This window comes from candidate division KSB1 bacterium (assembly GCA_016214895.1).
GTDB lineage: Bacteria > Electryoneota > RPQS01 > RPQS01 > RPQS01 > JACRMR01.
In genome coordinates, this window is record JACRMR010000012.1 from 401,821 (window position 1) to 427,299 (window position 25,479).

Annotated in this window: 17 protein-coding genes; 7 read left to right on the forward strand and 10 right to left on the reverse strand. The window is 60.1% G+C overall.

What is annotated here, in order from left to right; all coding sequences use genetic code 11:
* Window positions 1-297: 297 nt before the first annotated feature.
* Both HZB60_07875 and HZB60_07880 read left to right on the forward strand, forming a co-directional pair.
* Window positions 298-3,543 carry a matrixin family metalloprotease gene (locus tag HZB60_07875; GenBank protein MBI5059680.1) on the forward strand — a complete coding sequence of 1,082 codons (3,246 nt, stop codon included), beginning with the start codon at window positions 298-300 and terminating at the stop codon, window positions 3,541-3,543.
* A 474-nt stretch (window positions 3,544-4,017) separates the two neighbouring features.
* On the forward strand, window positions 4,018-5,400 hold the full coding sequence (locus HZB60_07880) for a T9SS type A sorting domain-containing protein (protein ID MBI5059681.1): 1,383 nt from the start codon (window positions 4,018-4,020) through the stop codon (window positions 5,398-5,400).
* Window positions 5,401-5,633: 233 nt separating this feature from the next.
* Here the strand turns inward: HZB60_07880 and HZB60_07885 are convergent, their stop codons facing one another.
* From HZB60_07885 to ggt, 6 genes are all read right to left on the reverse strand, one after another.
* Window positions 5,634-6,185, reverse strand: coding sequence for a hypothetical protein (locus HZB60_07885; GenBank protein MBI5059682.1), 552 nt, complete (start codon window positions 6,183-6,185; stop codon window positions 5,634-5,636).
* A 130-nt stretch (window positions 6,186-6,315) separates the two neighbouring features.
* A complete protein-coding gene (locus HZB60_07890) occupies window positions 6,316-7,227 on the reverse strand; it encodes a succinylglutamate desuccinylase/aspartoacylase family protein (GenBank protein MBI5059683.1) in 912 nt (303 codons plus the stop codon).
* 232 nt (window positions 7,228-7,459) lie between these two features.
* Window positions 7,460-7,615, reverse strand: coding sequence for a hypothetical protein (locus HZB60_07895; protein ID MBI5059684.1), 156 nt, complete (start codon window positions 7,613-7,615; stop codon window positions 7,460-7,462).
* Window positions 7,612-8,883, reverse strand: coding sequence for a TRAP transporter large permease subunit (locus HZB60_07900; GenBank protein MBI5059685.1), 1,272 nt, complete (start codon window positions 8,881-8,883; stop codon window positions 7,612-7,614). The genes HZB60_07895 and HZB60_07900 overlap by 4 nt, the downstream gene beginning before the upstream one ends.
* The gene (gene pgsW / locus HZB60_07905) at window positions 8,880-9,881 is read right to left on the reverse strand and encodes a poly-gamma-glutamate system protein (protein ID MBI5059686.1); all 1,002 of its coding nucleotides are present in this window, start codon (window positions 9,879-9,881) and stop codon (window positions 8,880-8,882) included. Before pgsW ends, HZB60_07900 begins: the two co-directional genes overlap by 4 nt.
* 4 nt (window positions 9,882-9,885) lie before the next feature.
* The gene (gene ggt, locus HZB60_07910; GenBank protein MBI5059687.1) at window positions 9,886-11,592 is read right to left on the reverse strand and encodes a gamma-glutamyltransferase; all 1,707 of its coding nucleotides are present in this window, start codon (window positions 11,590-11,592) and stop codon (window positions 9,886-9,888) included.
* A gap of 302 nt (window positions 11,593-11,894) precedes the next feature.
* Here ggt and HZB60_07915 point away from each other — a divergent pair, with 302 nt between their 5' ends.
* Genes HZB60_07915 through HZB60_07925 form a run of 3 tightly spaced genes read left to right on the forward strand, consistent with a single transcriptional unit; the run spans window position 11,895 to window position 13,931 of the window.
* Window positions 11,895-12,185 carry a hypothetical protein gene (locus tag HZB60_07915; GenBank protein ID MBI5059688.1) on the forward strand — a complete coding sequence of 97 codons (291 nt, stop codon included), beginning with the start codon at window positions 11,895-11,897 and terminating at the stop codon, window positions 12,183-12,185.
* Window positions 12,186-12,187: 2 nt separating this feature from the next.
* A complete protein-coding gene (locus tag HZB60_07920) occupies window positions 12,188-13,057 on the forward strand; it encodes an SPASM domain-containing protein (protein ID MBI5059689.1) in 870 nt (289 codons plus the stop codon).
* A gap of 4 nt (window positions 13,058-13,061) precedes the next feature.
* Window positions 13,062-13,931 (forward strand): redoxin domain-containing protein, encoded by an 870-nt coding sequence (locus HZB60_07925; protein MBI5059690.1) that lies wholly within the window; start codon window positions 13,062-13,064, stop codon window positions 13,929-13,931.
* A gap of 119 nt (window positions 13,932-14,050) precedes the next feature.
* Here the strand turns inward: HZB60_07925 and rpmG are convergent, their stop codons facing one another.
* The 3 genes from rpmG to HZB60_07940 are packed head-to-tail and all read right to left on the reverse strand — an operon-like array spanning window position 14,051 to window position 14,866.
* Window positions 14,051-14,236 (reverse strand): 50S ribosomal protein L33, encoded by a 186-nt coding sequence (gene rpmG, locus HZB60_07930; GenBank protein MBI5059691.1) that lies wholly within the window; start codon window positions 14,234-14,236, stop codon window positions 14,051-14,053.
* 12 nt (window positions 14,237-14,248) lie between these two features.
* Window positions 14,249-14,467, reverse strand: coding sequence for a 50S ribosomal protein L28 (gene rpmB / locus HZB60_07935; protein ID MBI5059692.1), 219 nt, complete (start codon window positions 14,465-14,467; stop codon window positions 14,249-14,251).
* 57 nt (window positions 14,468-14,524) lie between these two features.
* Window positions 14,525-14,866, reverse strand: a complete 342-nt coding sequence (locus tag HZB60_07940) for a 30S ribosomal protein S18 (GenBank protein MBI5059693.1) — start codon at window positions 14,864-14,866, stop codon at window positions 14,525-14,527.
* Between the two features lie 515 nt (window positions 14,867-15,381).
* On the opposite strand from HZB60_07940, the gene HZB60_07945 reads away from it, so the two are divergent.
* The gene (locus HZB60_07945) at window positions 15,382-19,119 is read left to right on the forward strand and encodes a vitamin B12-dependent ribonucleotide reductase (protein MBI5059694.1); all 3,738 of its coding nucleotides are present in this window, start codon (window positions 15,382-15,384) and stop codon (window positions 19,117-19,119) included.
* Between the two features lie 279 nt (window positions 19,120-19,398).
* Window positions 19,399-22,764, forward strand: coding sequence for a PDZ domain-containing protein (locus HZB60_07950; GenBank protein ID MBI5059695.1), 3,366 nt, complete (start codon window positions 19,399-19,401; stop codon window positions 22,762-22,764).
* 605 nt (window positions 22,765-23,369) lie between these two features.
* On the opposite strand, the gene HZB60_07955 is transcribed toward HZB60_07950, so the two are convergent.
* Window positions 23,370-25,442 (reverse strand): T9SS type A sorting domain-containing protein, encoded by a 2,073-nt coding sequence (locus tag HZB60_07955; GenBank protein MBI5059696.1) that lies wholly within the window; start codon window positions 25,440-25,442, stop codon window positions 23,370-23,372.
* Window positions 25,443-25,479: the final 37 nt, after the last annotated feature.

The window sequence follows — 25,479 nt, forward strand, 5'->3', positions numbered from 1 at the left end:
AATATTGTAACTCAGTGACTTACGCCACGGCACCCGCTGGACGTATCAATCCTATATTATACTGCAAAATCCGTACGATTTCAAGCGTCGCCCGGTCCGCCGGGTCAGTCCCTTCAATTATCCTCGGCCGCGAGCCGCGAAATTTGCACTTCTTGAGTTGGCCGCTTGTTTCGCATTTCCAATTATGTTAGCTTCCTTCAGTGCGTGGCGGAACCGATGGGCTCGCTATTTCCCGCAATTCCAGGTCCGATATCCCCGCACGTATTTGTCACGATTCGCGGAGCTTCGACGATGATTATGATTAAAAGGTTAGTTTGGCTGAGCGTCTTTCTGCTGGTGGGAGGACTGTCCGCACAAGCGCAATCCCATGAGGAATGTGGTACCGCTTCGCTCGCACCCTCCTCACTTCGACAATTTGGCGTACCCTACCTTGAATTACCGGGTCCGGATATCTCCCATCTGCCGGAGCAATATCAGCAGATGGCGATGCGGTTGTCCACCATTCCTGCCCACGAGCGGCCGCCGCTCATTTGCTGCTTCGCGCCGGGTACTGACCCGGAGATTGTCAACACGATCAGCCAGTTACTCTACGGACCCTTCAGTCCGCTGGATTTTCAACTGAATACGCGCTGGTCGAGTACGGTCATCAACGGCGGGACCGGTTCGCAGGGCGACTCGATCACGCTGACCTTCAGCTTCGTCCCCGACGGAACGACCATTCCCAGCGGAGTCGGTGAACCCTCCGCGTCAAGCGTTCTCTTCCGGCGATTTAACGCGCTGTTCGGGGACACGAGCATCTGGAAACCGAAGTTCCGGGCCGTGTTCGCGCGCTGGTCGGACCTGGCCGGGATCAATTACGTCGAAACGGTGGATGACGGCGCGTCGATGTTCGGCAGCGGCGGTTCGCTCGGAGTGCGCGGCGATGTTCGCATCGGGTCCAAGTATATCGACGGCGCCAGCAGCATCCTCGCGTACAACTACTTCCCAAATGGCGGCGACATGGTTCTGGACAGCGCGGAATCGTGGAATTCATCCACTTCGAACTATGTGTTCCTGCGCAATACCATCGCGCACGAGCATGGGCATGGGTTCGGGCTCTCGCACGTCTGTCCGACCAATAGCACGAAGCTGATGGAACCGTATCTGAATACCAATTTCGACGGGGGACAGCACGACGATGTGCGCGGAGCCCAGCGACACTACGGTGATGCACGCGAGGGCAACGACACTTCGACGCTCGCCAATAATCTGGGCACGCTCGGCAACGGCACGACAACTGTGAATGACGTTTCCTGCGACAATGCCACGGACAATGACTGGTACAAGTTCACGGTCGTCGCCGGGAAGGCCGTGGCCCTGACCCTGCATCCGGTAGGCCTAACCTATCTCGAAGGTCCGCAAGACGCGGACTGCGGGACAAACACGTCGATTACCACCACTGACGACCAGGACCTGAGCATGACGCTGGTCGGGACCAATGGCTCGACCGTGTTAGCGACGGCAAATTCGCAGCCGGCGGGTGTAGATGAAGTGATCTCGACCTACAACCTCACGGCCGCGGGGACCTACTATGTGCGCGTCCTCCCGCAGGCCGGGGCCACGACCGTGCAGATGTATCAGCTTAGTCTGCTGATCAGCGCCGCCGCCAATACGATCACGGTCGGATCACCGAACGGCGGGGAAATCTGGTACACGGGGACCACGCAGGCGATCAGTTGGACCTCCAACGGTGTGAGCGGGAATGTGCGGATCGACATCAATCGAACCTATCCTTCCGTGACGTGGGAGACGCTGATTGCCAGCACCGCAAATGACGGCAGCGAAAACTGGAGCGTGAGCGGAGCGACCGGCAGCACCAATCGAATTCGCATTGTGAGTGTGACCACGCCGACGATTGGCGACTCGTCTGATGCGAATTTCACCTTGTCGTTGCCGACGATTACGGTCGGGGCACCGAATGGCGGCGAGGTTTACTTCCTTGGAACCGCTTACACAATCAACTGGAGTTCCGTGGCCGTCTCGGGGAATGTGAATGTCGAACTCAACCGGAACTATGCGGGTGGCGCCTGGGAAGCCTTGTTCACGAATATCGCCAACGATGGCAACGAGTCGTGGACCGCGAGCGGCGCAACGAGCACGAATGCCAGAATCCGCGTGGCGAGCACTTCTACTCCGGCCATCAACGATGTGTCAAATGCCGCGTTCACCATCTCGAATCCGATGGTCACGGTGACCCGGCCCAACGGCGGAGAGTCGTTGAACGGAGCTGGACTCGAAGAAATTACCTGGACCAGCGGCGGTTTCTCCGGCAACGTGACGATTGAACTTGATCGAGACTATCCGACCGGCGGTTTTGTCACCTTGACCACCGTGCCGAACTCCGGCAGTTATGTGCTGACGCTGGGCGGGCCGCCGACAACGACGGCGAGAATCAGGGTAACCTCCGTCAGCGCACCGGTGGCAACGGACATCTCAAACGCGAACTTCACGATTACCGCGCCGAACGCGGCGCCTTCGTTGTACCATGCTCCGCATCAGGATGCCGCGGCGGGCAATGTATTGTTCGTGGCGACCGCGCTCGACGACTACAGCACGCCGACAGTCTCCCTGCACAAGCGCGTGGCCGGAGTCGGGAGTTATGATTCGACGGCGCTCGCGGCCACCGGGAATCCCGGAGAGTATTCTATACTCGTCGCGTTGATCGACAATACCTATGAGTATTTCCTGCGTGCGTACGACGCACAGGCGCTGTCGGCCACGACCGACACGTTCACGCTGGACGTCGGAGCGTGTGCATTGCCCACGGTCGTGCAGGATGACGGAACGGCTGAGGGGTACAACTGGAGCGGCACTCCGGGGTTCGAGTGGGCGATCAAGATCACGCCGACGGCGACGCCTTACGCACTTTGTCAGGCTGACGTAGCCGTGGCGGCGGCCCATCCGGACAGCTTCCACACCTCCATCCGCGTCAGAGTCCTGAGTGCCGACGGGCCCGGCGGTTTGCCGGGTACGGAATTGTGGAACGAAGTCTCTGGCTCCATCGGAAACCAGATCGGCGGACTGCCCGTCGGTCCGGTCTATTGGGCTTCGACGCTGATTAAGGATGGGTTGGGCGGTCCCTTAACGGTCACCGGGCCGTTTTACATCGCCGTGAGTGACCCTGAACCCGGCAAACACGAGGCGTTTGGCCGCGATGCCAATAGCTCGGCGGCGAACAGCTATTACTATGATGCGTGTGACCTTGCCTGGCATTCCGAGGCAGACGCGCTGCCGAACGCCCAGCACAGCGCCCGGATGATCCGTGCGCATGGCTCGGCGCTATCCGCACCTTCCACGTTAGTGATTTCTCCGTCCGGGAACAACATTCTGCTGAACTGGCAGTCCACCGGGGCGCCCTACTACCGGATTTACGCGGGGTCGTCGGTCAGCGGTCCATTCACGACGCTGCTGGGTTCGACATCCACGACAAGTTTCACCGATATTGGGGTAGTTCCTTCGACAGCGGTTCGATTCTATTTGGTGGTCGCGTCCACCGAGCCGTGATTCGGAGACGCAGCGCAGGTCAACGGCCGGATTCGGCATTTTGACGTGACCAGTTGAACAGGCGAAAGTGGGCGGGCCCGGACGGGCTCGCCCACGCTTGTTACAGCCATGCTAAGAACCTAACTTGAAATTGGGGTGGGCTGTCGATTTCGGCAAGGCAAGGTGGCTTCAGCCCCTTGACCTTCCGCTCCGACAACAGGATAAAGCCACGTTGCCGCGCCGTTCTGCTCTCCCAGGATAGGCTCTCGGCGGGGGAAGTAGAGTCCGGAGCGAGAAGTTGCGGCCGCGGGAGAGAAAAGAGTTGCTTTTTCTTATAGCATTTCAGATATTTGGAGCTACTGAAATGTCATATTCCGTCCCTGCAAGGGGGTCGGACTTGGAAGTGGGCCGGGGCTGTCTTAGGTTTGTTATTACTGAGTTTACAGAAATGACAAGACCGCCGGACAGCGCCCAATTCAACCAGTGGGACGTGCTATGAGATCAATGAAATGGGTGTTGTTTAGCCTCTTTGTCATGGCGGCTACGTCTGCCTTCGGGCAACTCACGCAGCTTTACTGCAGCTATCTGGACGACGGTTCCGCGCCGCCGGAGCCACCACTCGCGTCGCCTTGCTGGGGAGCGAATGTGTTTCCGGACGGCACACCGGTCTGCTTGTTCTGGGATAATGACGCGAACGGACCGGATGCTGATGACCCGCAGCCGGCGATTGGCTCGGATAGCGGCGAAGTGAACTTCAATTGCTTCGGGATGAATGGTGAATTGCTCGGTCTCGGCGCGGGGTATTTCGCCATGACGGATGCGTTCGTCATGGAGTACCTGCCGGCAGTGAATCCGATTTACTATCTCCAAATCAGCGCGAATAACACCTGCTATCAGACCGAAACCTTTGAGTTGGCGATCGGTCCGGCGGAGGTCTACTTCGCGCAGGCGGATTGGAACTGCGCCAACAATTCCTGCCCGACGACGGAGACGATTCCGCCGCCGGCCACGGATTGCCATGCGTCCGACGACACGCGGTGTCTGTTGGTCGTGGTGGATTGGGCGTGGACCGGTGATCCCAACCATCTCGGTGGGTTCACGATCTTGGCCGACGGGGAACCGGTAGGCGGAGCCGGTGGATCGTTACGAAGCATCGAGCTCCCGGTTAACACGGATGCCGTGCGCCAATACACGGTTGTTGCATACAACTCGGCGGGCAACGCGGCGCCCAGCAATGCGGACGCCGGCAGCACGTACCTGATGCGCTGGAGCCAGCAGACGTTGACGGAGTTGACAGGGTACGGTTGGTCAGGGGAGGATGTTGTCCTGCATTTCGATACGCCCACACTGCCGTCCGATTGCCCGTCGCATTTCTGGATTGACTTGTGGTACAACGTTCCGGCCAACCCGACGCGGTTCGGACGCGTAGCGAGCGACTCGCTCGATGATACCACCAATCTGCATTTCCCGACGGAGAGCTTTATGAATTGCGTGCTGGTCCTCAAGGACAGCAACTACACTTACGGCGCGGTGTTCTATGATACGACCGGGATCTTTCATCTTCCATTAAGTCTGGATGATCCGCGGGTGTTGCAGCCGGATCAGTTCGCGCTGGCGCAGAACTACCCGAACCCGTTCAACCCGACGACGCGCATCGAGTTCGCGCTGCCCATGGAGGCCGATGTCGCCCTCGAGATCTTCAACATTCAGGGTCAGCTGGTGCGGACGCTGGTTGACGGCCGGATGGGCGCCGGCGTGCACTCGTTGGAATGGGACGGCTTGAGCAACGGCGGCACAAGCGTCGGCGCCGGTGTCTATCTCTATCGCATGGTCAGTGGCAATTTCGTGCAAACGCGCAAGATGCTGCTGCTGAAGTAATTCGCACCGCTTTCGAAATCAGAACGGCCCGGAGCAATCCGGGCCGTTTCATGTTTGGGAAATTTCAGGAAGACCTTGGTAACTATCTCAAGTCAAGCTGCGTTCCGATTGTGCGCGCGAAACACAGCACTCGGCGCGATGAGCGGCGCGGTTTCCGATTCCGGCCGGGATGCGAAGACGTGACCCGGCTCGGCGTCCAATCATCCGCCCATCGACCAACTCTGGATAAGTCTCTACTCGCCGGACGAATACAACTGCTTCAGCACGGGGCCGAGGTCGATGAGCTTTTCCACGGTTTGCAGCGGGATCTCTTTCTCGGCGGCGATCTTGGCAAAGAAACCGTCGTCGTCGCCGCCCTTAATGACGATAATGAGCTGAGCGTTTGCCGCGCCGAGCTGATTGAACTGATCGGACAGCGAGCCACGCCGGGAGGGGCCACCGAGATGCAGCGCCAGCACCGGCAGCTTGGCGGCTTGCGCGGCGGTCAGTAATGCAGTAACTCGGGCGGTTTCGTCCTCCGCAGAGATCTTAGCGGCGCCCAAGCCCTTGCTGGAACCACCCACTACCAGAATCACGGAGCCGTGATCCGCAACTTGCCCGGCGGTGGCTTGCGGCAGGTAATCAAAGCGCAGGCTGTCACGCTGCAAGAGAAGTTTGGCGCTCATGCCGTCCGCACTCTGGCCGCAGGAGGTCACGAGGATCGGCTCGGCAAATTTGGGCGGGTCAGCGAGCGCGAGAGCGGCGCAGACGAGAGTCGTCAACGAGAGAGTCTTCAGGAGATTCATCGGTGCGGGGAATGGAATGGTGCTGAGGCCTTTTCGGATTCGATTAGAGATCAAGAACGCGAATCCGGCGGGGTGAGCGCACGCACGCCCGTCGGCGACGTAGAGGGTAACGTCGAGTCGCTGAGGTGGTTCAGTGCGGAGTCGGACCGGCGAGATAGTGACCGATGCCCAGACGCCGCAGATCGGCGAATTCGGGAATGCCGCGCGCGGAAAGCGGTTTGTCGGGGAGCACGAATGCGAGGGCATCGATGAGGGCGCGCACGCCGCTCAAATGGCGACCGACGCGCTCTTCGATCGATATGCCGGACGAATCGAACGGTACCCTGACCAGCCCGGCACGAGCCGCACGTTCATAGCAATCGTCTTGACCGCTCAGGACCCGGTCGGCGGAACTGGCGCCGCGCAGTCGCCCCTGTGTGACGTTCGCCGTTTCCATGAGGATGGCCAGAGCCTGCGTGGCATCGCCAAGCTCGCGATGACTCAGGCCGTGGAAGTTCCGGGGTGACGGCTCAATCGCATAGTTCAGGCCGGCGGCTTGCAGATTGAAGTTGGCCATGGTGGCCAGTTCAAGTGCGCGGTCATGTGCGATGATCGCGTTGATTACCGGGTATTCCGGCGAAGCCTCGTGCAGGTCAATCACCAGATCCACGCCCTCGCGTTCGATCAGGTGCGTGATGGCGGCCGCGATACGTTCGGTGAAATTGCCATCTGTCCGTCCGGGGAATGATCGATTGAGATTACGCGTTTCCGCGCCGGATAGTTCCTGACCCGACGGCGTATGACGGTAAACGTCCGGGTCGGGCCACTGATCGAGCGGGCTCGTGGTTCGACTTCCCACGCGGAACTTCCGCGCTCCGTCAACCGTCGGAATTTCGACGAATGCGGGCGTGGCGTCACCGGGCTCCGTGTGCGTGAAGGCCGACCGATTGGCGCGCGGAATGATGATCGCGCGGCCCCGCTCCATCGAGAGATGCTCCGTCAGCACGTACGCCGCCAAAAATCCGGCAGGTTCATTGGGGTGCGTTCCGCCAAGCACGAGCACCGTGGCGCCGGGAACTCCGCTGTCAAACACGTAAACGTCCGTGTCGCCGCGGGTGCCTCGGAGCGCGGGAGCATCCGTCGAAAGCAAATAGCATTGCGAATGCGAGGCAGAGGGATAGAGCGGCTCGTCAACCCCGGCACGCGAGAAATCGCGTGCAGCCATCACGACCATCGCAACCGCGATCAACACTACCAGTCCACCGCGCAATCGGGCCGTCTGATTCATCGCCGGCTCATTTCACCAAGAGCGCGCGCAGGAGCAGGGGGATCAGCGCCAGCGCGGCGGAGGCTTGAATCCGCCAATTTGACTCCCGCAACGCAACGCGGCTGATGAACAATGCAGCGATGAGCACAATCACGTAGTAGGGCCAGAACAGGATGGAGATCATGAGAGTCCGAACAGGCGGGCAAGTGGATTGGCGAACCAGATCATCAGGAGTGCCCAAACAACCGCGGCCAGGGCGGGAATCCAGCAGTGCTTCAAGATGCCACCGGGGCGCTGGGCTTGCGTGACTTGATCGGCGAGGACGACCGCGAGTCGGGTCGGGGGCAGGAAATCGCCGATGGAGGCCAACAACGAGAGCGCGGCCGCCACGACGATGTCGCTGCGTTCGAGCATGGCGAGCAACAAGGGAACACCGAGGACGCTGCTGGAGCCGTAGGCGGATACGCCGCCGAACAACGGCACGAGAATCGCCATCGTCAGATCGCGCAGCCAGTGCGGAATGACGAGCAGGTTAACCACGATCTCGCCGCGCGCACCGGTCAGCGTCAAGACTTGGATGAACATGCCGATGCCCGCGAGCAGGGCGAGAATCGGGACCGCCTCACGGACGGACCATTCCAAGGATTTCAGGAGGTTCACGCGAGCGCCCGAGATCGCCGCCACGAAGGCGGCCAGCACAAACAGCAACGGGACCCCGAGATCCGGAATCTGCGCGGGCAGCCAGCGCGCACCGAGCAAGAGCAACAGCAGAAAGAACAGAGGCAGGAACGCCGGCCAGCGCACCGAACCCGAGGAACCCGTGAGCCGTGTTCGGGCCGCCACGGCAAGCGGCGTGATATGTCCACGCATCAGCCAGAACGAACTCGCAAAGGCCAGCGGAAACGCCGCGACGGTGAGCGGCAATCCAAAGCCGACATACGGCATGTCCACGCCGCCGCCGATGATCATCGCGCAAATATTGACCGGAGGCGCGACCATGCCGAAGAACGCCGCCACCGCAATGAAGGCGCCGGCCCGCACGCGGGACAGTCCGGCCGCGAGCAGAATCGGTACGCACATCGCGCCGGTGGTCAGGACGCACGGCGCGGTAAGTCCGGTCAACATCCCCGGGAACATCACGAAGAGCGTAAGCACGGCGATCAACAGCGCCGGCGAACCGCCAAACGTGCGCAGCAGCCAGCGATTCAAGTCAGCCAGGGAGCCGGATTGCTCATAGACGCGCATGAAGAAGAGCGACGTCACCACGATCAGGATCGGATCGAGGTAGAGCATCGTCCCCTCAACGAGATGACGAAGCGGAATTCCAAATCCGCCACTCAGCGCTCCAGCCAGCGCAGACACCGCCAGCGAGATTCCGGTCGGCCAGCGCAGAATAAACACGGCGCCAGCCAGTGCGGCAATCATCACCAGCAGGACGAGACCGGGATTCACTGGCCGCGCGACCTCGCGAAGTAGAGCGAGGATTCCCCCGGCTCAGGAAGCGGCCGCGGGTCGATCGGCAAACCCGCGCGCTGCGCGAGTTCCTCAACATGCAGCAAGTTCAGCACCGGCACTCCGGCTTTCAGAAAATCGAAGACGGCGCCGCTCTTCGGGCCGCGCACGGACTTCCACGAGTCGGACGAGGGGTCGATCCAGCCTGCGGGCAAATCGTGGCCCGCCGGACCAAGGGCCTCGCGGTTGCCGCCGATATTGACGAACAACGCGTAGTCCTGAGGCGAGCCGCGCAAGTCACGACGCAGCTCCCGTTGCTCGCGGTAATTCTCCGATTCGGCGAGTTCATAACCAAACTCGGACGCCACTGCTCGCAGGATGTCCGGCCCGTCACCGAGCAAACCGCCGCCGACATCGCTGCCGGCGCCCAGCGTGACCACGTCGCTACGATGGGAAAGCAGGGCGTGCTCCAGCAGCAGGTTTTCCATGTGCAGCCAGGTAAACTGCTCTTGATTGGCCCCGTAACTGGAGGCCGATACCGAGGTCATCACGAATACGGGAATCTTGAGCACTTCGAGCGCGCAGAGCGTGGCGATATTCAGCGCGGGGAATGAGCCCGTCATGGAGACGAGAATCGTGTCCGACTTGCCGATGCGATGGCGAACCAGCTCTTTCACAATCAACGCGGCCATATCGGGATTCGTGGCCGTGCGTTTCGCGGCGAGATCGCCAACGGTCGATGTGATCGCGCTGAATTCGATGCCGATCAGCCCCGTGCGATTGACGTCGAGCGAGTCCACCATCAGGCCGAGACTCGTCTTGCGCGCTTCGATCAGACGTTCGCAACGCTGCATGAGCTTGGCCGCACGGAGCATTTGTTCGTGGCTCGGGTGCCGCCGGGCGCGAGCGAACCCGGCCCCCGCGGGCAAGAGCGTCAGGCCTCCCAGCAGAACGAGGAAGAGCAGTTTTGCGCACGAATATCCGGTCGGCTGTCGCATGAGCTCAGTAGCCGGCGGGGGCGCCCTCGCGGCGCGGATCCGAGGCTCCGGTCAGTACGCCGGTGTCGGGATCGATCAAGATAGCCTGTACCCCGCCAAAGAAGTTGTTCAAGGGTCCATTCGGATAGATTCGCCAGCCTTTGCGGGTCAGGGCTTGCAGCGTCGAATCCGGAATGCGGGATTCCACGACCAGCGTCTTGCGCACCGGGAAAAAGCGCGGAGCATCAAGCGCTTCGTTCAGTGGCAAGCCGAAATCGAGTAGGGCAATAATCACCTGCGCGAGCGTCGGCGCAATGCGCGAGCCGCCCGGCGTACCGATCACGAGCACGGGCCGGCCGGCTTGGCGAATGATCGTGGCCGCCATGTTGGAGGGCGGCCGATGCAACGGCGCAATGCCGCGCGCACTGATCGTATCGGCGGCGAAGTCGGCCATGTGATTGTTTAGCAGCAACCCCCACTCCTCAGCCATGAGACCCGAGCCAAAAAAGTAGTTGATCGACTGCGTAATGCTGACGAGATTGCCGAGGCTGTCCACGATCACGACATGCGTCGTGTTGCCCGGACCAAGAGCATGAATGGAATCCAGCGGTATCAGCTTATCGGACACCGTGTCCGTCCGCAGACGCGCGGCCGCGGTATCGAGCCACGACGACGAAAGCAACTGATCCGTCGGCACTCGATTGAAGTCAGGATCTCCGATCCATGCGTCCATGTCGGTCTGCGCCTGCCGCGAGGCGCACGCGAGCGTGTGAATGTACTCCGCGCTCAGCAAGCCCATCCCCTGCAAGTCCTGACCTTCGACGAGCTTCAGAATCTCAAGCAATGAGATTCCGCCGGCCGGCGGCGGCAACGTCGTGATCTCGTAACCGTGATAAGTACCGGTAACCGGCGTGCGATCCTTGACGGCGTAATGCGTCAGGTCATCCGGACGTAACACGCCACCGCGTACGGCGACGGTGTTGCAGATGGATGTGGAGACCGGAGGATAGTAGAAGTTCGTCAGACGCGTGCCGGAGAGGAACCGGAGCAACTTGCCGAGCTTAGGCTGCTTGATCTTGAAACCCGCGGCAGGCGGAAGGCTGTCCTGAAGGAAGACCGCCGCCAGGTTGGGATCGGCCTGCAGGTCGGAGAGGTGTTCGAGGATGATGGCGGCGCGCTTCTCACTAATCGGATAGCCGGTATCCGCGAGGGCAAGAGCGGGGGTAAATAGGTCGCGGAGTAGCCGCGTGCCGTAACGGTTATGCATTTCCTGCCAACCCGCCGCGGCACCGGGAGTGCAGACCGAGGTGCCGCCCGCCCGCTGAACCAGATGGAGCGTGTCCGACTTGTCGAAGTACGGGCGGGGGTCTGTGCGAACTGGCGCGCGCTCCCGGTAGTCGATCACATCAAAGGCGTCGTGCGCCGCGTCATAATAGAGGAGGAAACCGCCGCCGCCCAGACCGGAGGCGTGCGGCTCCAGCACATTCAAGGCGGCCAGCGTGGCAACGGCTGCGTCGACGGCCAAGCCGCCCGACTTCAACACCCCCAAACCAATTTCAGACGCGAGCGGATCGGCCGAGACGACCATGCCGGAGTGACCGGAGACTGGCACCGACCTGACGAAGTTCGTGTCGAGGGGCGGTACGGCCGGGGCGGCAGCCTTGCTCGCCGGACGGTGGGAACAGCCGACCAGCACGGCAAAGAGGACGAATATCGCGAGACCCGCACCCAAGAACCGTGGTCGGGAATCACTGCGCCCGACTTGGCGCCTGGTGCTGGGCTTTATGTTTAGATTAATCAATAGCTTTAGAGTCCACGACGACGGGTATAGCGGACGACTTCCGATTATGCTGTGTGACTTCAATTAAGGAAAACCGTGCATGTAAGTCAAGCCGGATTCGAGAATTGATGGGGGTGATTGCGAACCTCTGCCTCGCAATGCTTGCGAGTCTGCGGGTGAATGAGTATCCTGTAGAATCAGACAGCCGAGATCTCGATTGGTAAGGCGTGGAAGAACCGTGAGGAGGCAGCAGCATGCACCCATTACCCGTGGTCAGCCAGACAGAAGGCCGGACGTTGACAGATGAGCAAATCCGACACTGGCCGCTGGAGGAACTACGCGGAGTGCACGTCGAGATGGGCAAACAGTGCAATGTCCGCTGCGTGATGTGCTACCAGACGGATTTCAGCCCGGCGACAAAGGCGACCGACATCATCTGGAAAGAGCGATTGCTCCCGGCCTACGAGCGAGCGAAAGTGCGACCATTTCCGGAGGCGAACCGACGATCCTGCCCGGCACACGTGAGCTGCTCAAGCTGGTCATGAATGTGTACACGCATTTGAAGCTGAATATGGTCACGAACGGTGTACTGTTCCGCGGAATTTGGGAAGAGGCCTTCCTCAAACATGGCGACTACCTGAATATCAGCCTTAATGCCATCGATCCGACGCTGTATGGGAAGATTGTTCAATTCGGACGGCAGTCTGATGTGATTTCAAACATCGACCGGCTGGTAAGCCAGCGGAATGCAACGAGTTCATCTCTAAAGCTCCGAATCAGTGCCGTCATTCTCGACGACACGGTGCATGAAATGGCGGACTTTGTGCAATGGGCCGCCGACCATGGGCTGGACCAGGCCCTGTTGTTCACGGATCACTTCGGGACGATTCGCAAGCACGGGCCGGAACAAGTGCAGCGGTTCATCGCGCAGGCGTACGAAGCCGCTGACCGGAATCCGCAAGTCAAGTTGCTCCACTTGGATGATTTCGACTGGTATTACGCCAGAATCTCAGGCCGCTCACCGGTACGTCCGCGCGCCTCCTCCACGGTCAAGCCTCAACCCTGCTCGGTGGCTTTTGATACGTTGTTCGTCAACCCGGACGGCGCGGCAAAACCGTGCTGCAAGTCGTGGTATCTGTACGGTAACTTGGTTGAGTCCACGATAGGGGAAGTGTGGGACAGCGAGGCCGCATTCCGGTTCAGAAAGCGGATGCTACGGCTGGATTTCAGAGATTGCATGGTCGCTTGCGATCTAAACTCGAACCCGATCAACGCGAAAGTCGCCCAGCTGCGAAAGGCCTACTGGCTGCTCAAGCGTGATCCGAATTCGGCAGTCAAGAAGGCGATACGCAAATTCGGGCTTTCAAGCGCACAGTTGGACCGACCCGATCCCGTACCGCTAATGATACGGAAGTAAGCGGATGGCTGTTGGTTGTACGACGTATCTCCTGCGATACGGCTTGATCGCGGGATTGGCGGTAGTGTCCGGGACTGTGAGTGCAGAGACCCTTTGCACCGTTTCCGGTTTAGGCCTCGACCAGGTCAGCAGGCTCGATGCGGTGCGGGCCGCCGGCACGACCTTCCTCAATCTGGATGACATTCAGAACTCGATAGCGGTGGAAGTTATTGTCGATGTGGAATCGCGAATCGGGACGCTGGCAGGGCCCGGAAACTGCGTGGCCTTTTATCTGGATGACGAAACGGAATACCGCGAGATCGACGGCAAACGGTACGTGAGCGCCGCCGCTCTGGGCGGAGCATTTGATGCGACGATCCGAAAGTCCCGGAAGCAGCGGATTGACTTCCAATGCGAACAAGCCCGGAGTTGGCCGCGCCCCGGTTCTGAGGTGGGGCGGCAGGCTCCGGGCTTCGTCTTGCGGAACGCCGATAGCGCAGAAGTGCGGTCACGCGACTTGCTGGCGAACGGCGGGTTGATTCTGGCATTCGTGCGATCAGGGGGATGGGACCCCTTCAGCATGGAGATGCTGCGGAGCCTCAGCGCCAATCGCGAGGCGTTCGCCAAGCAGGGCTTCGTGGCGGTGGCGACTCATGGGTACGGCTGCAGTGAATCACGGAAGTGGGCGGATTCGCTGAAGGTTGACCTGATGCTGCTGTCCGATCCGAATGCTGCCGTGATGCGCGGCTTTGACGTGTTCGACGAGGGGCTTTTGCCTGTCTGCTCCATAGTCATGATCGGTTCCGACGGCAGGGTACGCTGGCGGAAGGAGTTTGCGGGGGCAAGCGCGGTGTTCGATGTGGCGGAGATTCTCGCGCACATGACGGCGGACTAAGCATCGCCGCCGGATCCGCGTGACGAAGAACAAGAACGGCGACCGATCGGTCGCCGTTTTGAAATCCAGTGTGCCTCCGATTCCGGCCGGGACACCGTCCCGGTCCGGCCGTGCGACGCTCAGCGCACTTCGCGGTGCACGGTGTACTTCTTCATGAACGGGTTGTACTTCTTCAGCTCCATGCGTTCCGGATCGTTGTGACGGTTCTTCATCGTCGTGTACCGCGACGGCGAACAGCCGGCAGCCTTCGCTTCGGTGCATTCGAGGTGAATAATCACCCGGCCTTCTTTCTTCTTACTCGCCATGCTCTATGCTCCTCACTCGGCAGGACGCAGCTTCGCGGGAAGCCCGTTCTTCGTGATTGTCTTTATGCCACGAGCCGAGACGCGCAAGCGCACCCACTGGCCGGTGGCCTCGTCAAAGATCCGCTTGGAACGCAAATTCGGCAATTGCCATTTGCGATGCCGATTGTTCGCATGGCTGACCGTGTTGGCCTTGTGCCGCGAGCGGCCGGTCACTGGACAGATTCGGGACATAAGATATCCGAAAACTTGAGATTTGAAATTCGAAACTTGAAACGAAGAGCGCCGAACTTAGTAGGCCTCGGTGTCCATCACAAACGGCATCAACGCCAGATGACGGGCGCGCTTGACCGCTGCCGTCAGGGCACGCTGCTGAAAGTTGGTGAGCCGAGTCAAGCGACGCGGCAGAATCTTGCCCTGCGGATTGCAGAACTTCTGCAGGAGCTTGATGTCCTTGTAGTCAATGTAATCAATGCGATGCTCGTCGAGATACGACGGCTTGCGCTGATTGGCCCGGATGCGGGCGGCACTCGCTCCGCGCGGTCCGCGACCGCGTCCTCGTGTGTTCTTACCGCCGGCCTTGCCGCGGTTCGGGCCACCGCCCGGTCGAAAACTGGATTGTCCTATTGCCATAAGACCCGCAATATAACCGAATCATCTCAAAATGTCAAGTCGGGTTCGCCGCCCGGTTTCCGCGGCTTGCTCCGCGATTCGGCCGGGCAAAAAGGAGAGGCGCCTCTCCGGGGCCGGGAGGCATCGGTAGTCCAAATCATACCTTACAGAATCGAAACGAATCCGAAGGAATTCGCCTATGTCGTGAGCTCAACTTAGTTTAAAGTCTCAATTTAGGTCCCCAAATGTGGCGTTTGACATGAAGTTGTTCATAACACGCAGGGATTTCGGTTAGCCGCTGTTTTCTAAGCATTAGTCTGCGACATTGTAGATAAGCACTGTCGGATTATGCATTTCGATAAGGTGAGAAAGAGGCCTTGACAGTTACGCCGACCGCTCCTATATTTACGGCCACTCGTTTCAGCCACTACATGTTGTGGTCGGAACGGCATTGAGACCGCATTGTATGGTAGAGGCTTGGTAGCCTCTCCTCTCGTCTCAAGACCCCGCCTGTCACTGCCGCGCCGAAATGGCAGATGACACCGTGGGGCCGATCCTCCACGGATTCAGCGGAATCCGCCTCCTCCCGACAGCCAGCGCGCCCGCAACTTCGTCATATCCAAGTCAGCGTCAACACGGAGACCCCCTTGAAATTTGAACGTCGATATACTCGCGAAGGTCACGATGCGTTTGACGAATTCAAGTTCGTCCCGTGGACTTCCCGACTGGTTAATCCGGACGGGCGAGTCTTGTTCGAGGCTCGCGAGATTCTGGCGCCTGACGGCTGGTCACAGGTGGCGGTCGATGTTCTGGCACAAAAGTACCTGCGTAAGGCCGGGGTCCCGGCGGCCACCCGAGCGGTCTGGGAGGACGGCGTTCCGGCCTGGCTGCAGCGATCTGAGCCGGATTGGGAAGTCCTGAACAAGCTGCCGGAGGATAGCCGGTTCGGCGGGGAACGGGACAGCCGGCAAGTGTTCCGGCGGCTGGCCGGCTGCTGGACCTATTGGGGCTGGCAGCATGGGTACTTTGACGACGAAATCGCGGCGCGGATCTTCTACGACGAGCTGTGCTTCATGCTCGCGGCCCAGACCGCGGCACCGAATTCGCCGCAGTGGTTCAACACCGGCCTATACTGGGCCTATGCGATCAAGGGACACGCTCAGGGGCACTTCTTTGTCGATCCGAAATCCGGCGAGTTGGCGCAATCGAACAGTGCGTATGAGCGTCCGCAGCCGCATGCGTGTTTCATTCAGGCGGTGTCCGACGATTTGGTGAACGAAGGCGGGATCATGGACCTGTGGGTTCGCGAGGCTCGCTTATTCAAGTACGGGTCCGGAACGGGAACGAATTTCTCCTGCATCCGCGGCGACGGCGAAACGTTGTCGGGTGGCGGGCACAGTTCGGGCCTGATGAGCTTTCTGCGGATCGGTGATCGCGCCGCGGGCGCGATCAAGTCGGGCGGAACCACGCGCCGCGCGGCCAAGATGGTGTGTCTCGATATCGACCATCCCGACATCGAAGAGTTCGTACGGTGGAAAGTGGTCGAAGAGCAGAAAGTCGCGAGCCTGGTGACCGGTTCGCGGATGCTCGAACGTCACTTGAATGCGATCCTGCATGCGGCGAACGCGTCAGCCGTGGAGGTCCCCAACAGCTGCGACCCGCGCCGGAATCCGGCCCTGCAAGAGGCCGTAACGCAAGCCCGACGCGACGCCGTGCCGGAGGCGTACGTCCAGCGCACGCTGCTACTGGCCCGCCAGGGCATCACCGAGCTGCGGTTCGATACCTACGATACGGACTGGAATAACCGGGCCTATCAGACCGTGTCCGGCCAGAATTCGAACAATTCCGTGCGCGTCTCAAACCATTTCATGGAAGCGGTCGAGCGCGATCTGCCATGGAATCTGACCGCGCGCACCGATGGCCGTACTACCAAAACGCTGCGATCGCGGGAGCTGTGGGAAACGTTGTGCGAATCCGCCTGGAGCTGCGCCGACCCGGGCGTGCAGTATGATGCGACGATTAACGAGTGGAACACGTGCCCGCATGACGGACGCATCAATGCGTCGAATCCGTGCAGCGAATACATGTTCCTCGACGACACCGCGTGCAATCTGGCGAGCCTGAATCTGATGCGGTTCCTGGACCCGCACGGCCGCCGATTCGAAATCGAGAGCTTTTGCCATGCGACGCGCATCTGGAGCGTCGTGCTGGACGTGTCCGTGCAGATGGCGCAATTCCCGTCGCGGGAAATCGCGCGGCGCTCGTGGGAGTATCGCACGCTCGGACTCGGCTACGCCAATCTGGGTACGCTGTGCATGGTGTTGGGGATGCCGTATGACAGCGATCAGGCGCGCTCCTGGTGCGGAGCGATCACCGCGATTATGACCGGCATGGTCTATCGCACGTCGGCGGAGCTGGCCGCGCAGGTCGGCCCGTTTCCGGCCTATGTGCGCAATAAGGACGCGATGCTGCGGGTGATGCGCAACCACCGGCGGGCGGCCTATAACGGGGCCCTCGACCCGTATGAAAGCTTGACGATCAAGCCGATGGGACTGCGACCTGAGCACTGCCCCAAGGAGATGGTCGATGCCGCGCGTGACGTGTGGGACGAAGCCGTGGCGTTCGGCCTGCAGCACGGCTATCGAAACGCGCAAGCCACGGTCATCGCGCCGACCGGGACGATCGGGCTGCTCATGGATTGCGATACCACCGGGATCGAGCCGGATTTCGCGCTGGTGAAGTTCAAGAAACTCGCCGGCGGGGGTTATTTCCGCATCATCAACGGCGCGGTGCCGCTGGCGCTGGAAGGCCTGGGTTACGGCGAGGATCAGATCCGGCAGATTTCGCAGTATGTCCGCGGCACGGGCATGCTTGACGGCGCGCCGTATTTGAATCGCGATTCGCTGGCGAAGAAAGGACTATCTGAGGCTTCGCTGAAAAAGATTGATGACTCGTTGAAGAGCGCGTTCGATATCACGTTCGCGGTGACGCCGTGGGTCATCGGCGAAGAGGCGGTCAAGAGTGAATTGCGGCTCACGGACGAACAGCTGAAGCGAGCGGGCGGGGATCTGTTGACGGCGCTTGGATTCTCGCGCAAGGAGATTCGCGCGGCCAACGATCACGTTTGCGGACGGATGACGATTGAAGACGCGCCGCATCTTAATCCCGAGCATTTGCCGGTATTCGACTGCGCGAACAAGTGCGGAGCCTACGGGCAGCGGTTCATCCTGCCGCTGGCCCATTTGCAGATGATGGCGGCGGCGCAACCGTTTATCAGCGGCGCGATCTCTAAAACCATTAATCTGCCGAACGGCGCGTCCATCGTGGAGATCGACGATTGCTACACGCGCGGCTGGAAACTGATGTTGAAGGCGATCGCGCTCTATCGCGACGGTTCCAAACTCTCGCAGCCGTTGAATGCGGTGACGGATGATGTCGGCACGGAGCTACCGCCGACTGAGGACGTGAAGACTGCCGAAGCGGTCAAAGCGGTGGCTGAACGTGTGATGTATCAGGTGCAGCGGCACAGCCTGCCGAACCGGCGCACCGGCTATACACAGAAGGCGCGCATCGGCGGACACAAGGTCTATCTGCGAACCGGGCAGTATGAGGACGGGACGCTCGGCGAGATCTTCCTTGATATGCACAAAGAGGGCGCGGCGTTCCGGAGTTTGATGAACTGCTTCGCGATTGCGATCAGCCTCGGGTTGCAGCACGGCGTGCCGCTGGATGAGTACGTGGACGCCTTCGTGTTCACGCGCTTCGAGCCGAACGGGATGGTGACCGGCAATGAACGGATCAAGACGGCGACGTCGGTCATCGACTATATCTTCCGCGAGCTGGCAATCACCTACCTCGACCGGCATGATCTGGCGCATCTCGATCCGGAGGCGGAGAAGATGCGGTCGGATGTCGTGCAGGGCGCGCACGACGACGACGACTTCCACGCGCCGCCCAGCGAACACGACGTGATCGAAGAGAAATCGACGAAACCCAAGAGCGACGCGCCGAAGGCCTCGGCCGGTGCACAGTCCGCCGCGTCGGCGGTCGCGGTTCAACCGGCCCCAAAAACGGCCCAATCGTCCGCCGGGCATGCCGGTCCAACCACGAACGGCAACGGGCACGCGAAGGTCGCGGTGATCAGCGCCGTGCAGGAGGCCAAACTGAAGGGCTACGAAGGCGATGCCTGTCCGCACTGCGGCTCGTTTTCGATGGTGCGAAACGGCGTCTGCCTGAAGTGCGAGAACTGCGGGGAGACGACGGGGTGCTCATGAGAGGCAAACGGTTCTGAAACGCTGAGGTGCTGAGATTCAGAGGGGAGGATGGCGAGGGTGTCCTCCCCTCATCTTTGCTTTGTAGTTGCACATATGAACACTATCAGCGGATCGCGGCTCAGGGGGGTAGGGCCGCCCATTACCGCGCGTTGTCAAGCGCTGCTTCGCTATCGATTGTAGGTCTCGGATGGGATTGCTATATTATTCGTCTGCAACAAATGTTTGACGACGGTCGTCTCTCATAGCAAAACCAAGCGGAGTTCAACGAGGATCAGGACGATGACATTCTTGAAACGGCCCCGGTGGTGGGGCTTGCTGTTTTTGATCGGCATGGCGGCCTACGCGACGGAACCGACGGGCTACTATCGCTTCCCCACCGTGTACGGCAACAAAGTCGTCTTCACCACGGAAGGCGACCTGTGGGAGGCACCGCTGGCCGGCGGCGCGGCGCGGCGACTGACGATCGCGGCCGGAGTCGAGAGCTTCGCGCTCTACTCGCCGGACGGAAAATGGATCGCGTTTACGGGGAATTACGACGGCAATCTGGACGTCTATGTCATGACGGCCACGGGCGGCGAACCGAAACGACTGACTTGGCACCCTGCCGCGGATGTCGTCGCGGCCTGGTCCCCGGACGGCCAAGTCGTCTATCGCTCCATGATGGACAATGGCATCTACGTGTTCCAGTGCTACAAGATTTCACCGGACGGCGGGTATCCAGAAAAATTGCCGATCGACTGGGTCTCGCACTTGAGTTTCGAGCCGAAGGGCGACCGTGTGGCGTACACGCAGTTCTCGCTGGGTACTCGCACTTGGAAACGCTACAAAGGCGGCTGGGCCGAGCAGATCTGGGTGGGGAGCCTGAAGACGCACGATTATCAAAAGGTGACCACGTGGGAGGGCAATAACGCCACGCCGATGTGGTACAAGGACCGAGTCTATTTCATGCGCGATAACGACGCGCGCATGAACGTACACTCGATGAAGCCGGACGGCTCGGATATCCAGCAGCACACGAATCACACCGACTGGGATGCGCGCTGGCCGACGCTGAGCGACGGGAAGATTGCCTACAGCCTGGGCGCCGATATTTGGGTCTATGACATCGACAAGAACGAGTCGAAGAAGCTCGATATTTCGCTGCCTTCGGATCGCATTCAAACGCGCGATAAGTTCGTCTCCCCGGAAGATTATACCGGCGATTTCGCGCTGTCCGCGGATGGCAAGCGACTGCTCCTGGGCGCGCGCGGAGAACTATTCTCCGCCTCGACGGAGCGGCGCAGCGTGATTCACCAGATCACGCGCTCGAACGGAGCGCGCGAGAAGGGTCCGTCGTACATGCCGAAAGGCGAGCAGGTGCTGACGTGGAGCGACATGACCGGCGAAGAGGCGCTGTACCTGTACGACGTAAAGAACCCGGACAAGCCGAAAAAAGTCTGCGACGGCAAGGGCGGATGGAATTTCGCGCCCAGCGTTTCGCCCGACGGGAAGTCCGCCGTGTACGGCGACAACAACCGCAAGCTGTGGCTGGTCAGTATCCCTGACGGTTCGCACACGCAAATCGATACCTCCGGTTGGGAAATGCGGAGCTATGAATGGTCGCCCGATTCGCGCTACGTCGCCTATGACATCGTGCAGCAATCGGGTTACTCTCAGGTCAAGGTGTACGATGTGAAAGAGCAGAAGATTCACACCGTGACCGACCCGCTGTTTTCCAGCTACTCACCGACGTGGGATCCGAAAGGCAAGTGGCTGTATTTCATTTCCAGCCGCTTCATGAACCCGCATAGCTCGGCCAATGATTGGTCTTTCATCATCGAGGACGCCGATCGAGTTTATGGCCTGGCGCTGGCCGCGGACACCAAAAGTCCGTATCAGTACAGCGATGACATGATTGACGGCGAGAAGAAAGACGATGATGAGAAGGATGATGACAAGGCGGACAAGGACGACGACGGCAAGGACGACAAGAACGGCAAGCAGGATAAGAAGGACAAGAAGGACAAGAAGGACGACGAGAAGAAGGAAGAAAAGGTCGAGGTCAAGATCGACTGGGACGGCCTGGAAGACCGCATCGTCGAGTTTCCAGTCGATGCCGGAAACTTCTTCGGATTAGCGGCGATTGAAGGCAAGTTCTACTATGTATCCGTGCCTTCGGACGGCTGGCGGGACGGCGGCGGCGATGATGATCACGCCGACGACAAACGCGGCGCGGTCCTGCATCTCTTCGATATCAAGAAGAAGAAGGACTCGAGCGTCAGCAAGGGAGTGCGCGGCTATGCGATGTCGGAAGATCACAAGAAGATCGTCGTGCGCAAGAAGAGCGGCTTCGTGGTGATGGATGCCGGAGACAAGAAGGAGCCGGAGGCCGACGAAGACGATAAGGACGCCGGGCTGCACCTCGACGACTGGACCTACGACGTCGATCCGCGCGTGGAATGGAATCAAATCTTCAACGAGGCGTGGCGGCTGCAGCGTGACTTCTTCTATGATCCGGGCATGCACGGCATCAATTGGAAAGCCCAGAAAGAGCATTACGGAACGCTCTTGAGTCGCATCTCGACCCGCGATGAACTCAACGACGTGATCGCGCAGATGATCAGCGAGCTGAACGCCGGACATGCCTACGTCGGCGGCGGCGATCAGCAGGGCGGCAAGTCCGTCGGTGTCGGACTGCTCGGCGTGGACGTCACGCGCACGAGTGACGGCTTCTACCGGATTGACCGCATTATTACCGCCGATCGCTGGGACACGAAGAACACGAGCCCGTTGGGTTGGCCGGGATTGAATGTAAAGGAAGGCGACTATCTCGTCGCGATTGACGGACGCCCGACGAACAGCGTGCAGAATTATCTCGAATTGCTGAACAATAAGTCCGGCAAGCTCGTGATTGTGTCCACGAACGACAAGCCGTCGCTGGACGGAGCGAAGCAGCATGTGGTGAAACCGCTGGGTTCGGAGTACGAGTTACGCTACTGGGATTGGGTTTACAGCCGCGCGGAATACGTGCGGAAGGCCGCGGGCGACGAGATCGCATACGTGCATTTGAGCGACATGGGTCTGGACGGCATGATTCAGTGGATGCGCGAATATTATCCGCAAGCCAAGCGCAAGGGACTGATTATGGACGTGCGCTACAACGGCGGCGGTAACATCGCGCGCTGGATTCTGTCGCAGCTCGAACATACCGTGTGGACGTGGGGACTGGCGCGCAATGGCTCGTTGGATTACTCGCCGGATCGCGCGTTCTACGGTCACATGATCGCGTTGTGCAACGAAGAGACCGGCTCCGACGGCGAGACGTTCTCCGAGGGCTGGAAGCGACTCAAGATGGGACCGCTGGTCGGCATGCGCACGTGGGGCGGCTGGGTCGGCATTCGCGGCGACAAGCCGCTCATGGATCGCGGCTTCCTGACGCAGCCGGAATTCACCGGCTGGGGCAAAGAGAGCAAGTGGTTGATTGAAGGTCCCGGCGTGACGCCCGATCTCGAACTCAAGAACTCGCCGAAGAAGATGCTGGAAGGCGTCGATGAGCAGTTGGATTACGCGATCAGCTATCTGAAGAAGAAGATCAAGGACGAGCCGTTGGATTGGCCGACGATGCCGCCGTTCCCGAACAAGGCACCGACGGGGTACAAGAAATAGGTCGCGGCGAGGTTCGCACGGATGTTTAAGCGCGGGTAATCGAGAGATTGTCCGCGCTTCCTTGTTTCGCGTGATTCCAACCGGGGTGGTGACGAACGATACGGTACTTGGCCGGGGATTTGGTCACCGCCTGCTGATGCCGAACCGACCCTATCTAACTTCCCCGGAAACCGGGGAAGGACCCGACGGATTACGGCAGGGTCGGGAGACGAGCGATGCGGCACTTGAGCAGGGTCACGGTCCCTGGATGGCGATGCCGAACCGACCCCATCTAACTTCCCCGGAAACCGGGGAAGGACCCGACGGATTCCGGCAGGGTCTGGAGACGAGCGATGCTGCACTTGGGCAGGGACACGGTCCCTGAATGGTGATGCCGAACCGACCCCATCTAACTTCCCCGGAAACCGGGGAAGGACCCGACGGATTACGTCGGATCTGGAGACCCTGCACAATACGACTCTCCGATTCCGGGCATCCGAAGACGGGTGCCTCGGCGAAGAAGATTCCGGCCGGGTTGCGAAGACTTAACCCGGCTCGGCGGGACGGTATGCAAAACGGGCGACACCGCGTGGTGCCGCCCGTTTCGGATTTGCCGTGAAGCAGAGTTACTTCATCAAGAGCATTTTGCGAATGGCCGTGAAGTCGTTGGCTTCCATCCGGTAGTAATAGAGGCCGCTGGGCAGCGTGGCCGCATCGAAGGTGACCGCATGGGCACCGGCAGTGAGATTGCCGCTGACCAACGTCCGTACTTCCTGACCGACCAGATTGTAAACCGACAACTTGACGTACGATGCGGCCGGAAGTTCGAAGCGGATTTCCGTCGCAGGATTGAAGGGATTCGGGTAGTTCTGTTCGAGCGAGTAAGCTGCCGGAAGTGTTCCAGCCTGATCATCGGCCGCCGTACCGGCGATACCGTTACCGCGAACCAGAATTGTCAGGTCCGGATCGTTATTCGAGTTGTTGGTGATCGCCAGCAAGCCGTTGTAAGCGCGGACCGCCGAGGGGTTAAACGTGAGCGTTACCAGCTCGGAATCCTGCGCCGCCACGGTAACCGTCGCGGGAGCGATCGTGTACGCCGAACGAATCGAGGCCGGCGTGAGCTGCATTTGGGTTATGTTCAACGCGTCCTGGCCGCCATCATTGTGAATCCACAATTCGACCTGCGAATTGGTGGTGCCGGTCGTATCCACGTCGCCGAAGAACAAGGTGTCCTGACTGAGGCGAATGACGGGGAAGGGCGGCGATTGGCTGGACGTGTCCACGTAGGCCTGCAGACACCAGTTGCCCGACTCATCGACGAACCACTCGCCACCGTCACTGGCCGCCTGATAGGAGATCACACCCATGTTCGTGATCCCCGCGCAGTTCGGCGGGCTGTCATCCTTGCCCAAACCGACTGCACCCTGGAAGAGGTAGGCAATGGTAAACGTGCCCTCGAAAACCAAGACCGGAGGATTGACCGGGATCGAGTTCCAGCCGACGATAACTGCCGGGGTTGACGTCCACAGCGGGACGCCGGCGGGCAGACCATCCTCGCCATTCAGATAGATGCGAAAATCGCCGGCGCCGGCGGTACCCACCGCCACCCGAAGTGATTCAATCGAAGCCGGATAGGTGGTCGGCGTGTAGGCAACGCCCCAGCCGTTGCCCTCCGAGAAGCCGACGGAACTTTCGGGTGCTCCGTTGTCATCATAACGGTACCAACGGTGATTGCCACCTGCGAAAAAGCGCAGGTTGGTCACATCATTCTCGGCGTTCGCATCGCTGTCATTCGCGACGGTGCAGGTCACGAAGTACTCGCCCGCGGTGTTGCAGGTGAACGTCGCGGGAGCGTCGATCGTGGCCAGCGCGTCACGCGGAATCGCATCGGCCAGCACGTCATCCTCATAGACAACGCCACCACCGGGACCCTCGACGGACCAGGCCACCACGTAGTTCGGGATGTCACGATTGCCGGTATTCTCGATAATCGTGTGCAGCGTGATCTCTTCGCCGACTTCTACATTGAATGACGGCTGGTTGGCCGAGGTCGTGTTGTAGCATTCGCGGGCGGTGAGATCATAGAACGCATCGCCGATCAAACCGCCGACGCGAATGAAGAAGTCGCCGCCAGTGGCCTGGTACGTTCCCATGCGGCCGCCGGTGAACGCAATTCGGCTACGCTGGTTCGTGTTCGCATTGTCCAGCAGGATTTGAAAACCGCCGGTGGCCTGATTACCGCCCGGGACCGGACCGAGGATCACGAGAAAGTCCGTATTCGCCGCGATTTCAACCGTGTCCGGAGCGTTGGTATCATTCCATGTGAAATCGGGCAACGGGCCATCGACTCGCCAGTTGGCGAGCACAGCACCGGGCTGAGTGCCGTTTGGTGTGCAAACGTAAACGGAGCACGGAGCAGCGTTCTGGATCGCATTCAGAGAAGCGAAATAGACGCTCACCAGCCGAAACGTGGCTGGCGCCGTAAAACGCGTGTAGATCCAGTAGTTGAGCTGCGGATAGTAAGCCGACGGATTGTCGTCATCATAGATGATAGAGTCCGGCTGCGGGTCGTCGAGTGTGCCTCTCCAGTCCAGCCCGCCCGCCGGAAGGAGACTGTAGTCCACCATCACCGGTTCATTGGCGAAGGCTGCGCCCAGAAGCGCGAGCATGCCGATGACCATCAAAGCTCTAAACAACATGGTCAGTGTCCTCTTTGTAGGTTGATTGCAGTATAGA

Coding starts and splice junctions, on each gene's coding strand:
- HZB60_07915 (MBI5059688.1), top strand. CDS start 11,895: ATGCACCCATTACCCGTGGTCAGCCAGACAGAAGGCCGGACGTTGACA.
- rpmB (MBI5059692.1), bottom strand. CDS start 14,467: ATGTCCCGAATCTGTCCAGTGACCGGCCGCTCGCGGCACAAGGCCAAC.
- HZB60_07875 (MBI5059680.1), top strand. CDS start 298: ATGATTAAAAGGTTAGTTTGGCTGAGCGTCTTTCTGCTGGTGGGAGGA.
- HZB60_07945 (MBI5059694.1), top strand. CDS start 15,382: ATGACACCGTGGGGCCGATCCTCCACGGATTCAGCGGAATCCGCCTCC.
- HZB60_07895 (MBI5059684.1), bottom strand. CDS start 7,615: ATGATCTCCATCCTGTTCTGGCCCTACTACGTGATTGTGCTCATCGCT.
- HZB60_07940 (MBI5059693.1), bottom strand. CDS start 14,866: ATGGCAATAGGACAATCCAGTTTTCGACCGGGCGGTGGCCCGAACCGC.
- HZB60_07950 (MBI5059695.1), top strand. CDS start 19,399: ATGACATTCTTGAAACGGCCCCGGTGGTGGGGCTTGCTGTTTTTGATC.
- HZB60_07925 (MBI5059690.1), top strand. CDS start 13,062: ATGGCTGTTGGTTGTACGACGTATCTCCTGCGATACGGCTTGATCGCG.
- HZB60_07880 (MBI5059681.1), top strand. CDS start 4,018: ATGAGATCAATGAAATGGGTGTTGTTTAGCCTCTTTGTCATGGCGGCT.
- HZB60_07955 (MBI5059696.1), bottom strand. CDS start 25,442: ATGTTGTTTAGAGCTTTGATGGTCATCGGCATGCTCGCGCTTCTGGGC.
- HZB60_07885 (MBI5059682.1), bottom strand. CDS start 6,185: ATGAATCTCCTGAAGACTCTCTCGTTGACGACTCTCGTCTGCGCCGCT.
- pgsW (MBI5059686.1), bottom strand. CDS start 9,881: ATGCGACAGCCGACCGGATATTCGTGCGCAAAACTGCTCTTCCTCGTT.
- rpmG (MBI5059691.1), bottom strand. CDS start 14,236: ATGGCGAGTAAGAAGAAAGAAGGCCGGGTGATTATTCACCTCGAATGC.